Annotated in this window: 13 protein-coding genes; 4 read left to right on the top strand and 9 right to left on the bottom strand. The window is 46.2% G+C overall.

Annotation, left to right across the window (positions count from 1 at the left end; translation table 11 throughout):
* The coding region (locus Q7P67_RS08495) for an IS3 family transposase (protein ID WP_303851536.1) at positions 1–99 on the top strand (99 nt) is incomplete at its 5' end.
* A 57-nt stretch (positions 100–156) separates the two neighbouring features.
* Here the strand turns inward: Q7P67_RS08495 and Q7P67_RS08490 are convergent.
* From Q7P67_RS08490 to Q7P67_RS08470, 5 genes are all read right to left on the bottom strand, one after another.
* Entirely contained in the window at positions 157–474 is a 318-nt protein-coding gene (locus Q7P67_RS08490) for an STAS domain-containing protein (protein ID WP_295224891.1), read from the bottom strand.
* Between the two features lie 100 nt (positions 475–574).
* Entirely contained in the window at positions 575–1204 is a 630-nt protein-coding gene (locus Q7P67_RS08485; protein ID WP_303851535.1) for an LPP20 family lipoprotein, read from the bottom strand.
* A 4-nt stretch (positions 1205–1208) separates the two neighbouring features.
* Positions 1209–2396 carry a murein transglycosylase domain-containing protein gene (locus Q7P67_RS08480; RefSeq protein WP_303851534.1) on the bottom strand — a complete coding sequence of 396 codons (1188 nt, stop codon included), beginning with the start codon at positions 2394–2396 and terminating at the stop codon, positions 1209–1211.
* Positions 2393–2809, bottom strand: coding sequence for a hypothetical protein (locus Q7P67_RS08475; RefSeq protein ID WP_303851533.1), 417 nt, complete (start codon positions 2807–2809; stop codon positions 2393–2395). The genes Q7P67_RS08480 and Q7P67_RS08475 overlap by 4 nt, the downstream gene beginning before the upstream one ends.
* A gap of 63 nt (positions 2810–2872) precedes the next feature.
* A complete protein-coding gene (locus Q7P67_RS08470) occupies positions 2873–3442 on the bottom strand; it encodes an LPP20 family lipoprotein (RefSeq protein ID WP_303851532.1) in 570 nt (189 codons plus the stop codon).
* A gap of 163 nt (positions 3443–3605) precedes the next feature.
* Here Q7P67_RS08470 and Q7P67_RS08465 point away from each other — a divergent pair, with 163 nt between their 5' ends.
* Positions 3606–4301 carry a FecR domain-containing protein gene (locus Q7P67_RS08465; RefSeq protein WP_303851531.1) on the top strand — a complete coding sequence of 232 codons (696 nt, stop codon included), beginning with the start codon at positions 3606–3608 and terminating at the stop codon, positions 4299–4301.
* A 31-nt stretch (positions 4302–4332) separates the two neighbouring features.
* Here Q7P67_RS08465 and Q7P67_RS08460 read toward each other — a convergent pair whose 3' ends face one another.
* Positions 4333–4716 (bottom strand): hypothetical protein, encoded by a 384-nt coding sequence (locus tag Q7P67_RS08460; protein WP_303851530.1) that lies wholly within the window; start codon positions 4714–4716, stop codon positions 4333–4335.
* Positions 4717–4932: 216 nt separating this feature from the next.
* On the opposite strand from Q7P67_RS08460, the gene Q7P67_RS08455 reads away from it, so the two are divergent.
* The gene (locus Q7P67_RS08455) at positions 4933–6798 is read left to right on the top strand and encodes an ATP-binding protein (protein ID WP_303851529.1); all 1866 of its coding nucleotides are present in this window, start codon (positions 4933–4935) and stop codon (positions 6796–6798) included.
* Positions 6773–7309, top strand: coding sequence for a cysteine hydrolase family protein (locus tag Q7P67_RS08450; RefSeq protein ID WP_303851528.1), 537 nt, complete (start codon positions 6773–6775; stop codon positions 7307–7309). The genes Q7P67_RS08455 and Q7P67_RS08450 overlap by 26 nt, the downstream gene beginning before the upstream one ends.
* A 26-nt stretch (positions 7310–7335) precedes the next feature.
* Here Q7P67_RS08450 and Q7P67_RS08445 read toward each other — a convergent pair whose 3' ends face one another.
* The 3 genes from Q7P67_RS08445 to Q7P67_RS08435 are packed head-to-tail and all read right to left on the bottom strand — an operon-like array spanning position 7336 to position 12866.
* Entirely contained in the window at positions 7336–8619 is a 1284-nt protein-coding gene (locus Q7P67_RS08445; RefSeq protein ID WP_303851527.1) for a TolC family protein, read from the bottom strand.
* Positions 8616–11714, bottom strand: coding sequence for an efflux RND transporter permease subunit (locus tag Q7P67_RS08440; protein ID WP_303851526.1), 3099 nt, complete (start codon positions 11712–11714; stop codon positions 8616–8618). The genes Q7P67_RS08445 and Q7P67_RS08440 overlap by 4 nt, the downstream gene beginning before the upstream one ends.
* 9 nt (positions 11715–11723) lie before the next feature.
* On the bottom strand, positions 11724–12866 hold the full coding sequence (locus Q7P67_RS08435) for an efflux RND transporter periplasmic adaptor subunit (RefSeq protein WP_303851525.1): 1143 nt from the start codon (positions 12864–12866) through the stop codon (positions 11724–11726).
* Position 12867: the final 1 nt, after the last annotated feature.

Raw genomic sequence — 12867 nt, 5'->3', positions numbered from 1 at the left:
GTGGTTAGTGAATATATCCGGTATTATAATGAAGAGAGACCACAGTGGACATTAAAAAAGATGACGCCGGCTGCATACCGACGTCATCTTAATTCTTAGCCCGGGGCTTTTTTTACTGTCCGAAAAATGGGGGACAGTTCAAGAAGCGGGCTTTTTTTATATCGTGTCGTCCTGAATTATATCAAATATCAAATCCAGCTTCATCAGAGAAAGAACCTTGAGAATCCTTTCCGGAACATTTGCAAGCTGCATCTTGCCTTCATATTCCTTCAGGTTTTTCAGCGATTCAAGGAGGGTTGCAAGACCGGAAGAATCAAGATACGTAACCTGAGCAAGGTCAACAATAATCTTCATAACTTTCTTTTTCGTAAGCTCGCTTAGGGTTGAACGAAGCTCGGAAGATGTCAGAATGTCTATCTTGCCGTAGGGACGTATAACTTTTGCACTGCCTTTGTCATCAATCGTAATTTTCATAACCAACCTTTTGTTTTGTTTAAGATTGTATGTTATATATTTAAATTCATTCCGCCGAAAAAAGCAAGGAAATATGAATAACGATGTTTATTATCCATGGTTATTTCTGAAGCACAAGCCACAGATAATACTCCCCTGTCCTGTCGTCAACCCATTCGTCCATAACTTTGTAGTTGCTCAGATATTGATCCGCACTCTCCTTAGTGAGTGTGGACAGTTTCTGCTGATAATACTTCACAGTGGCTCTGTCAACATTGGTAGACTCAAGGTTCAGCTCAGTATTGACCAGCACCTCTATCTGTTTTGCAAGCCCGCTTTGCGCCTGAATCTTCGCCAGTCTTTTCTGCTGAGCCATTCCTCCGCGGGGTTGTTTCGGAGCTATGCCCACGGCACCGATATAGCCGTCGTAGGTGGGCGAGTAAAACCATTCGGGGTAGCCGTTTTTAAGCGGATATTTAGTTATTGGTTTAAGAGACGTTACGCTTAATACATTTTTCTCAGGCAGAGGCTGTTTCGGCTCTTCCGCAGGTTTAACATTCTGAGGAGTATTTAAAACAGGTTCGCGCAGCGTAACAGTTCCGTTCTGAATATCCTCTTCCATCTCCTGCTGAGCCGCTTCTGCCTGCATCCGCTGAACCGCTCCAGAGTTTTGTTTAACTACAGGTTTCTTCTCTGCTGCGCATCCGAATATGACAGCAGAGGCTATAACTAAAACTGCTACCGTTCTCATGTGTTTACTCCGTATAGTCTTTGATTTTACCGTTCACCCTGACAATATAGTTGCGGGCTTCTTCATATCTGAGGTTATTTTTCAGGTGGTTGTACACAGCGTCGTGGGACATGGCGTTTATAAACGGCAGCGCCGCCGCAACATTGTACTTGTTCTTTCCGCCATTCTTGTTAAAGGCATAGGCGACATTTCCGGCGCCGGTATTGTACGCAGCAATGGAACAATAAAGTCTGCTGGTATCGTCTGTAACACCTTTAAAGTATTTATAATACAGAAGGTAAAAATAAGCTGTGCCTATTTTTACATTGTTTTCGGGGTTGTAGAGATATGAAGGGGCAAGCACCCTTTTCGTCCCTTCGATAAATTCCGTGGCATCCATACCGGCGGACTGCGGAACTATCTGCATAAGTCCGTATGCAGGAACGTAGGATTTTGCCATAGGGTTGAATCTGCTTTCGGTGTATATGACCGCCATAACAAGTGCCGGATTGAGATTGAACTGTTTTGAATACGTCAACACATGGGGTTTAACATCGTCAGCGCCCTTCTGATAGATATCGTTGGGCAGACGTACCGTCATTGAATATACAGTCTGTCCGGTCTTTTCAGAAGTTTTCTGGGAATAATCCGCACCGGAAACAAGCTGCTTTGCGAGGTTGCTGACCTGAGATTCCGTCATTGGCTTTTCGGAATATAGGTTCTGTACGATGGGAATTGCTCTTATTTTGTCAGTAGTTACTCCGGGAACCTGCTCTTTCAGCTTCTGTTCCGTGTTTGCTGTAACCGGATCTCTTCGGAAGGCAGTTGCAGTGTCTTCAGTTATAAGGTCTTTAACGACAGATGTGAAATCCGGTCTCGCCTTGTCGGAAACAACCTCAACAGTCACGACCTTTTTGTCGTAATCAACTATTTTCCTTATTTTATAGTTATTAAGGTATTCAACCCATTTATAGTTATCGGATACAACAACATCGTCCCATACCTTTGAGATATCGCTTTTATATTTTGCGAACTCCTTATCCATGATATCTTTGTATGTCTCGAAACTTTTAAGCGTATCGGAACGATAGGAGGACCATTCCTCTTTGCTGCTTTCAAAACCGCCGGACTGCGCCTTTTTAAAGTCGTCAAAATCCTCAGCATGTACGTTAAATGCTGAAAGCGCCAGAAACAGTATCATCAATCTTTTCATTCAGTCACCATCCAGATATACAGCTCTCCTGAATATGAGTCCTCCCACATAGCTTTTATGCGGGCTTTGACCTCGTTGCCGTCAACGGTGAAAAATGAGCTGCTCTCGCCGCTGACAGCGGAGCCAGAGGAGTCTGAAACAGATTTGAGCGAAGAATAGCTCTGCACCTTAACACCCATCTGGCGGGCTATTTCCTCCAGCGCTCTCTGCATGGCAAGTGTCTTCTGTCCGGTCTTTCCGTCAACATGGATGCCGCTGACACCAACCCCGCCTATTTTGGAGCCGTCGGACGGGTGGTAAAACCATTCGGGTTTCCCGTTGATAAGTTTAACTCCGTCTGATTTTTCAGCGAAGCATCCGGAAAAAGTCAGGCAGAAAACAGCCAGTATAATAGAGGTCATAATTTTTTTCATACACATACCTATAAAAAAAGGGCAGTGACTAGCTGCCCTTCATTGATGTTTTAAATCTTTCTGTTACTGCTGGGGGAACTCTTTGCTGATGGCTGCGTCAAGTTCGTCCTGAGCTTTTTGTGCCTGAAACTGCTGCCACAGAGCCGCATCGTTTTTCAGACTGGATGTAACCTGCTGTTTTGTCAGGTCTGCAACTTTCGCAGGGTTCAGAACAACGAGAACATAGAGTTCGCCGCAAGGAGACATCCATATCTCTTTCTGTGATGTGCCCTGAAGGGACTGGCTTGCTATCTGTTTGGAAACAGAGGAAGTGACCTTGTCAACAGTCTGCGCATCGCCAACGCCTGTAACCTGAGTAAAGTCTTTCATCATTGTGTTGACCTTAACATCTATCATTCTTGCAAGTTCACTTCTGGCGTTTGCCATAGCGGCATCCCTTGTGAACTGCATTCCGGCAGCAGACTTCGCAGCGGAACCCACAGCCGCAAGCGCACCTTCAACAGTGGGGTTAAGAACCCATGCGGGTGCTCCCACAAAGCAAGGATCGGCAAGTGTTTTCTGTTGCTCCTGCTTGCCTCCGCATCCTGCCAGAACAAATGCAAGAAGGGAAATTATTAGGATCAGTTTTTTCATAAACTACCTCCGGTAATCGTACATTCCTTTGATAGAATTTAACACATGAAGGTTCATGTTTCCATACTATTTTAAATAAAATAGTATATAATACTAATATTGATAGGGTATTTTTCACTTATCTATGAAAGGGAAATGCGCTATTATGCAAAAGGAGCAGCACATGAAAAACATACTTATTCTGATCATATGTTCACTTCTTCCGTTTGCAGCATCTGCGCAGGACAGCATCGGAAGTATCAAAAGATATACGGGAAGCGTGGAGCTTTACGATGGCGTTTCGCCGAGACCAGCCATGGTTTCCAAACCAGATACGGAAATTACCCTGAAAAATAAGGTCGCAACAAAACGTGCGTCAGCCGCTGTTATAGAGCTTGATTCCGGCGACAAGGTTGCTCTGTCTGAAAATTCGATGGCAACTTTCTCCTCCACAAATAAAATTAACCCTGAGTCGGGAAAGGTTGTTTTCAGTATAAAAAAACGCGGTTCAGTGACAGGTGCCGTGGCTGTGGGGCTTAAAACGGCCGTAATAGGCGTTAAGGGCACGCAGTTTCTCGTTGATATGTCTCAGGACGGAAAATGCAAAGTTTATCTTAAAGAGGGCGAGATCACCGTTGACGCTATTGAAGGTGAATTTATAAAGCACGGCAAAGTGGTTATGGACGAATACGAAGCCTATGTTAAAAAAATGATGGGCGAATATGACAGCTATGTAGCCGAGCTTCAGAAACAGTACACGGAATACGTTAAATCATTCACAATGAAGGCCGGTCAGGCTGTCAGCATAGACGGAAACGATGTTGAAACGGTTGATTTTGATTCCGGTGCAATGAGAGAGTTCGACCTTCTTAACATGTAAAGAAGCGGGGCTTTCACCCCGCTCATTTTAGTTATTGTGCAATAAAGGGTCCCACAACATTACCCCAGGGGTTGACTCTGAGGATAAACCTGTTGCCTGACGCATCCTTCACAAAGAAGTTATACATCATAAATCTGCCGCCCTGAAACTCTTGTGTTTTCTCGATTTTATATCCTTTCAGGTTGGCGGCGATGAACTCGTCCACTTTTTTCTGTGCTTCTTCTTTTGTCAGCGCTTTGGGAAGCTGCTGGTTGCCCTGCTGGGCACCCTGTCCGTTAAACTGGGGGCAAGGACCGCATCCGCCGGGTCCATATCCGCCGCCCATCATGCCGTATCCTCTTCCCATACCGCCGTATGCAAATGCCATTCCTGCTGCAAGAACTACTGCAAATGTTACCAATAAAGTACGTCTCATCTTATTTTCCTCCTGATGTGTTTAGATGCTTTAGTAATACCAACTTGCGTGCCAAAATGATGAAAACCGATATTTTACTGATAATATTAAACATATCAAATATTACTGAATTTTAGTGTGTAACGGCGATGCACACGTGTGAGAAGATTTTGCACAAATAAATCTTGAATATTATGGTAGTATCTGGAATAAATATTAAATGATCAGGCTGTGCAGATGAAAACAAAAACAACAATCATTCTAATTACTTTATTCGTTTGCGAGCTCATTTTTTTCTTCAGCGCAGGCAAGATTAAAGATATTTTTATTCAGGAACACCTTAAAAACGAAACAGAAGCCCTCCGCTCTTCATATAACGCAGGCATTTCCAATGCACGCAACATAGCAAACGCTTTCTACAATGTGATGATAAACGGTAACACGGATATACTGAGGCTTTTTGCGGAAGCTGAAAAGGCAAGTCCGCAAAGGCAGAACGAAATACGCAAAGAGATGTACGATAAACTTCGCGTAATATATGAACAGCAGGTCAAGCTGGGGCTGAAACAGCTTCATTTCCACACAAGAGACTCCGTCAGCTTTCTCAGAATGCATAAACCGGACGAATACGGCGATTCTCTGACTGGCGTCAGACACACAGTTGATACCGCAAACAGACTCGTACGATATACGGAAGGTTTTGAAGAGGGAAGAATATTTAACGGATTCCGCTTCGTTTTCCCTCTCATATACAACTCTGTGCACCTTGGCAGTGTGGAGATCAGCATATCCTCCGTTTATCTTGCCGACACAATGAACACAACAGCCGCCGGAATACACGATTTTCTCATAAGAAAATCAGTCGTAAGTTCAACGGTTTTTCCGTCGGAGCAATACAATTATGCACAATCAGAACTCTCCGATAACTATCTCCGAGAAAATATCAGTTACGAATACCTTCAGGAAAATGCAGCGGTGTTCGGCAGTATTGAAGAATACCTTTTTGCCTGCGAGATATTTAAACCTGAAGTAAAAGAAAGGATGAACCTTGGCGAAGCGTTTTCAGCACACGCAGTGATAAACGGAAAAGAGATAACCGCTTCATTCCTGCCCATATCCAATATTCTTGACCAGCAGGTCGCATATTTCATAAAGATGGAGCGCGACAACAAATACAGACATATCATTAATATATACAAAGCTGCGCTGCTTGGCGGTTCCATAACCATATTCCTTGTATTCGGGGTGGTGTTCCTTGCGCTTCTGAACAGCCACAAAACCGCTATGCTTAACGCCGTTCTGGATGAAAAACTGAAAGAGAACGAAAACCAGCTTTATATCAAAGAACAGATGCTTTTTCAGCAATCCAAGCTGGCGACTCTCGGCGAAATGTTCAGTTCTCTTGCCCACCAGTGGAAACAGCCGCTTAATATCCTTGCCATGTACGTCCAGAATATGCTTGACGATGATATGGAAGAGGAAGAGCGTAAACGAAGAGAGGATATCGTTGATAAATGTATGGCTCAGATAACTTTCATGAGCGAGACCATCAATGACTTTATGGATTTCATACTGCCATCCGGCAGCGTTGATATGAAAATGGATATGGTGCGCACTGCGGAAGAAATGCTGAAACTGCTTAATCCCGCAATGTCCAAAAAGAAAATTGATATAACCATAGACTCCAAAGGCAGAAAAAGCGTCTTCGCCTCAGCAAATCCGAATGAATTCAAACACGTTCTGGTGAATATTCTGAATAACGCCAAAGACGCCATCATGGACATTAAGGAAAAAGACAAGATGTTCGTGGGAAAAATAAATATTGAAATCGAAGAGAACGGCGGCTTATGTATAATGCGGATTTCAGACAACGGCGGCGGCATTAATCCTGAAGTCATGGAAAAGATGTTTACTCCATACTTCACCACAAAAAAGAAAAAAGACGGCTCAGGGCTTGGGCTTTACATGTGCAAAAAGATAATGCAGAAGCACAACGGCGACATGAACGTCAGTAACTCTGCAAACGGAGCCGTTTTTGAAATTATATTGCCATCAATTAAGGGCGACGGGAGGACAAATGAAACAGGCACTGTTGGTCATTGACATTCAAAACGATTATTTCAGGGGCGGTCCAATGGAACTTTCCGGCGCGGAAGCGGCGGCAGACAGAGCAGCAGATGTGATAAAAAAATTCAGAGAGCGAAAACTTCCGGTGATTTTTATTAAGCACATAGCTTCAAGACCGGAAGCTGGTTTTTTTCTTCCTGACACTCCGGGTGCGGAGATAAACCACCGGGTAAAACCACTCGAAAGCGAAAAAGTCATAATAAAGCATTTCCCTAACAGTTTCATAGAAACAGAGCTGAAAACCCATCTTGAATCAATAAAGATAACCGACCTCACGATTGTCGGAATGATGACCCACATGTGCATAGATGCCACCACGCGCGCCGCAAAAGACCTTGGGTACAATACGACAGTTGTAGGAGATGCCTGCGCAACCCGCGATCTTGTCATAGACGGAGCACCTGTCAAATCGGAGGAGATACAGAAATCTTTTCTGGCAGCGCTCAACTATTTCTACAGTACGGTAAAGACCTCTGACATGATATAAGAAAGGCTCCTTGCGGAGCCTTTAATCTATATACTGTCTTTCTCGCCTATTACCCCCGCAGACCAGAGCAGGTTTGCGTACTGTACACGGTAATCTCTCCATGCCTGCGCAAGTCTAACCTGCGCGCTGCGGAGATTATATTCCGCATCGTCCACGTCCAGCTTTGTTTTGACACCGAATCTGTAGCCTTTTTCAGCCATATCCAGAAGTTTTGCCGCCTCGTCAACCGTGCCTCCTGCGGCATCTATAACTTCGGCAGCCTCTTTAACCCGGCTAACCGCCTGACGAACATCAAGGGAAACGGAATCCTCCGCCTGAAGCTGCTGGAGTTTGATTTTGCGCAGGTCGCTCTGCGCCTGAATCACCTTTCCTTTCGTTTCGAAACCGTCGAAAAAAGGAAACGACATCTTGATTCCTGCATCCCACGTTGTGAGGCTCTTTTCATCCTCGCCGTCCAGCTTTATACGGTTGTATGAGCCTTCAAGGTCGAGTCTGGGTTTGTCTCCGGCACGGCTGACCTGTACCAGTTCCTTGTTGAAATCAACCATCAGCCTTTTATCCAGAACTTCAGGACGGTTAGACAGCGCAGATTTCAGTACATCTTCATAGTCAAACGCCGCTATTTCAGCAGGTTTAAGCTCCCCCTGAACATCTATGTCATAGTTGATACCCAGAATATATTTAAGGTTATCTTTATTAACATTTAGATTGTTGCTGTATGTAATGACATCCGGCTGAGCGTTTTTAAGCGCCACCCTTGCGGACAGAACGTCATAGTCCGTTGCCGTTCCCAGCTTATATTTCTTTTCGGCTTCGGCAAGGTGTCTCTCCCGCTGTTTGACGTTCTCCTGAGCAATGAAAAGAAGCTGCCTTGTCAGCAGTATGTCCGTGAACGCAACAGTAACGTCACGCACAGCAGCCTGTTTGTACAGCCTTAACTGTTCGTCGCCGGTTCGAAGACCTATCTTTGCCGCGCGAATGGCTGCACCGACCTGTCCCCATGTAAAAAGCGCCTGTTTAACGGAAATTCCGGCGTTGTACTGATTGAAAGTGTCCGAATTCACAGCCGAACCGGTGGAAGCATCCTTAGTGCGCGTTACGCCGCCGTTAAGCGTCGCTGCAGGCAGTGCGGCAGAGCGTTCCTCGATATACACACCCTCAAGGTACGTCATATATTCCTTCGCCTGCTCAACGCTTTTGTTCTTTTCCATGGCAATATCTATCGCCTCTTTCAGCGTAAGCACCTTTACGTCCTGCGCAAACACCGCCAGAGGCATAATTATCATCAGTGCCGTAAGTATTTTTCTCATGCACGTCCTCCAAATCCGAAGAACTTTTTAAGTTTCAGTGCAAAATCATCCATAATGGCGTAGACCACCGGAACCACTACAAGTGTAAGTATGGTGGATGTTATCAGACCGCCCACCACTGCCCTTGCCATTGGTGCCCTCATTTCCGCACCAGCTCCGATAGCAAGCGCCAGAGGGAGCATACCGAATATCATGGCAAGCGTTGTCATCATGATGGGACGGAACCTTGTGCGCCCTGCCTGAACAAGCGCCTCTGTCCGTTCCATACCCGATGCGCGCAGATGTTTCGCATAATCTATCAGTAATATGGCGTTCTTCGTCACCAATCCCATCAGCATGATGAGACCTATTAGCGACATGATGTTTATTGTATCGCCTGTGAGATGCAGCATCCCTGCCATACCAAGAATTGAAAGCGGCAGGGAAAACATAATCGCAAAAGGCTCAATAAACGATTCAAACTGTGCCGCAAGCACCAGATACACCATCAGAACAGCCAGAATAAGTGCCTCCGCCATATATCCGAACGATTCCGCCATATCTTCGCCCTCCCCCGCAAAGGAGAACTCATAACCCGATTCGGTTTTTATTGTCGGAATTACATCAGCCTTAACCAGATTGACAGCGGTACCGATGGGAAGGTCGTCAAGGTTCGCCATAACGTCCACCTTCCTTTCAAGGTTCTGCCTGTTTATCTGGCTTGGAGTGGTATCTATCTCGTATGATGCTATGTTTCTCAGTGTAACAAGCGTATTGACGCCGTCTTTGTTCTGCAAGGCAAGTTTCAGGTTCATCAGTTGGTCGGGATTCTGCCTGTACTGCTCCGCGAGTCTCACTCTGATGTCAATAGCGTCTCCGTCCTGTTCCTCATAAGTGGAAGCAACGCTTCCGCCGAAAAGGGTACTTACGGTGTTGACAATATCCTGAGAATTAAGCCCTATTGCAGCCGCTTTGTCCCTGTCAACCTTGATCCTGTATTCCGGCGTATCGTCCTCAAGGGAAGTATCTATATCCACAATACCCTTGATTTTGCTCATTTTCTCTTTCATCTCGGCAGCATATTGTTTCAAAAGGTCAATATCGCTACCCTGTATGGTGACAACAAGAGGTTTATTCGAACTGCCGAGACCGCCTGCCTCTTCTATTGATGTACGGACTCCGGCAACAGTTGAAAGTCTTTTCCTGAAATCCTGTTCAATCTCTTTCTGACTTCTCTCTCTGTCTTTTTTAGCCACCAGCTTCACATAGAGAACCCCTTTGCGCACAACTCCGTTGTCGCCCGCGCCGATGGTTCCGTATGTATGGTCAACCTCGGAAACATCCTTCACAGAAGCCAGAATGGCGTTAAGCCTGTTCTCGCTTTCGTATATCGAAGCGTCGGGGGCAGTGGTGAAACTTATCTGAAACTCGCCCTTGTCCTCTTCCGTCATGAATGCCGCCTGCAATGTGCCGAAAAGGAACAGACCGAGGAAAAATGCCGCCGTTGTTACGAGAGCAATAGTTATCCTGTGCCGCAAAGCCCAGCCCACTACGCCTTTATAGCTGTCGGCTATCCGGTCGAAGAATTTATTGAATTTATGTACCTGTCTGCCCAGCCAAGTTCCCTGCGGGTTTTCAATGGCAGGGTCGTGCCAGCGAGAGGACATCATGGGGTCAAGAGTGAACGAAACCAGCAGAGAGACCGCAACAGCGAACGCCACCGTCATTCCGAACGAGAAGAAGAACTTACCGACGATACCCTTCATGAAGGCTACTGGAACGAAAACCGCCATAACCGAAAGGGTTGTTGCCATAACAGCAAGCCCTATCTCAGCCGTGCCCTCTTTTGCCGCCGTCATATGGTCTTTGCCCATCTCAACGTGCCGGACGATATTCTCCCGCACAACAATAGCGTCATCGATAAGCATACCTATCGCAAGCGACAGTGCCATAAGGGTCATAACGTTAAGACTCATCCCCAGAGCATAGATAGCTATGAACGAGGAGATAACCGAAATGGGGAGCGTAAGACCTGTAATGACAGTTGAACGCCAAGAGTTTATAAAAAGAAAAACTATCAGTACGGTGAGTATACCGCCTATAATGATAGTGTGCTGAACGTCCGTCAGAGAATCGCGTATCTGCTGTGAGGCATCGCGCACGATGGTGAGCTTAACGTCTGCCGGCAGATCCTTCTCTATTTTTTTAACACGGTCGAGAACATCGTCAACCACCTGGACAACGTTTGCGCCGGACTGCTTGATAACGTCCACCGATACCGCCGGACGACCGTTATAAAGTGAAGCAGTGCGCTTCTCCTCTATGCCGTCAACAATAGTTGCAACTTCTGAAAGCCGCACAGGTCTGCCGTCCAGAGCCGTCACCGTCATGTTGTTCAGTTCGTCCACATATTCGCTTTTGCCGGAGACACGGACAGAGTATTCACCGCTTTTTTTCGTCATACGCCCCAGAGGAGTGTTGACGTTCTCCTGTTTTATACCGTTAACGACGGATGTGACCGAAACGCCGAGGCTCTCAAGTTTAAGCGGGTCGATTATGATATTGACCTCTTTTTCGGAAGCGCCTATGAGGTTTACCTTGCCCACGCCCTGAATCGATTCGAGACGTTTTTTGACAACCTTGTCAACAATATCCGTAAGCTCCCTCTGGGAGAGAACGTTTGACTCCGCAGCAACAGACACTATAGGCATGTCGTTAAAGTCAATCTTCTGTATAATAGGTTCCTCTATATCGTCCGGCAGATCGCCCCTTATAGCGCCTATTTTTGCGCGTACTTCAGGGTTTACGGCATCAATGTCCACCTCAAGCTCAAACTCCACAACTACAGTCGAAACGCCTTCCGAAGAATAGGAGTATATCTTTTTAACGCCTGCAACAGGGTTAACAGCCTCTTCTATCTTCTTGCTGACCTCTGTTTCAACTGTCTGAGCGGATGCGCCTTCGTATTTTGTGACAACCGAAATAACGGGAATATCCACGTTCGGAAATTCCTCAACAGACAGTCTGTTGTATGAAAATACGCCCAAAACCACCAGAGTCAGCATTATGACCGTGGCGAATACGGGACGTTTTATCGAAAGATCGGAGAGAAACATCAGTTCACCCTATTTCCCTACGGAGACTACATCCCCGTCTTTAATTGTAAATCCTCCGCGGGTAACAACATTATCGCCGTCTTTAAGCCCGCCTGTGATTTCCACCATTCCGTTGTAAACATGCCCCACTGCAACATCCTTCAAACGGGCTATACCGCTTTGAACAACGTAAACTTTCGCTTTGCGCGCAACGCTGTCGTTACCGAGTATTGCCGACTGGGGGAGAAGGAAAACACTTCGTTTTTCGCCAGTATATATTTTGGCTTTAACAAAAAATCCAGATTTAAGAAGATTTTCGTCGTTTCTTACCTCTATATTCACTTTTATGGATCTGTCCGCCGTATCAACCTGAGGGTTAACATGCGCAACCTTGCCTTCGAAAACCTTTTCCGGAAAAGCATCAACGGTAAACTCAACGCGGCTCCCAACACCAACTCCGGCTATGTCCACAGTGGGAATGCTGACGTTAAGATCATAAATACTTTCATCTATAATACTGAAAAGCGCAGCACTGTTATCTCCGCCGGCCATGTCTCCGACGTTGGCGTTTCTTACAGCTATGGTTCCGGAAATAGGCGCTGTTATCTCAGCCTTGCCGAGACGGATGGCAGCCTGTCTGTAGTCTTCCTGTGCAGCAGCAGTCTGTGCCTGTGCGGAAGCAACGCGTGCTCTTGCCGCCGCCATATCCGTGCTTGCATCATCAAGCTGCTGCTGGGTGGCAAGACCGGATTGTTTTAAATTCTGCATCCTAATAAGCTCTCTGTCCGCACGGTTAAGATAAGTCTGAGCTTCCAGAGATGCCGCCTTAGCGTTTTCTGCCGAAGCCTTTGCCCGCGCCGCAGAAGCGGCTATCTCGTCTGAGTCTATCCTCGCCAGAAGTTCGCCCTTATTAACTTTCACCCAGTCTTTAACATAGACCTCACGAACCTTGCCGGAGACCTCGGACCGTACCTCGGCACTGTATTTTGCGGTGAGGTTTCCTGTGGCATCGACATAGCTTTCAACCACCTGAGCCTTAACAGCAGACGTTTCCACTGAAATTCCGCCGTCGGTCTTAACTTCCTGAGTTTTATCCTGCTTTCTGCCGGATAAAACGGCAATAACAGCCACGGCGAGAACAGCCACGGCAATATAAATCAGCTTTCTCCTCATA

Source organism: Seleniivibrio woodruffii, assembly GCF_029267515.1.
GTDB classification, from domain to species: Bacteria; Chrysiogenota; Deferribacteres; order Deferribacterales; family Geovibrionaceae; genus Seleniivibrio; species Seleniivibrio woodruffii_A.
The sequence above is the reverse complement of the archived record's forward strand: the minus strand, read 5'-3'. Positions and strand labels throughout refer to the sequence as shown.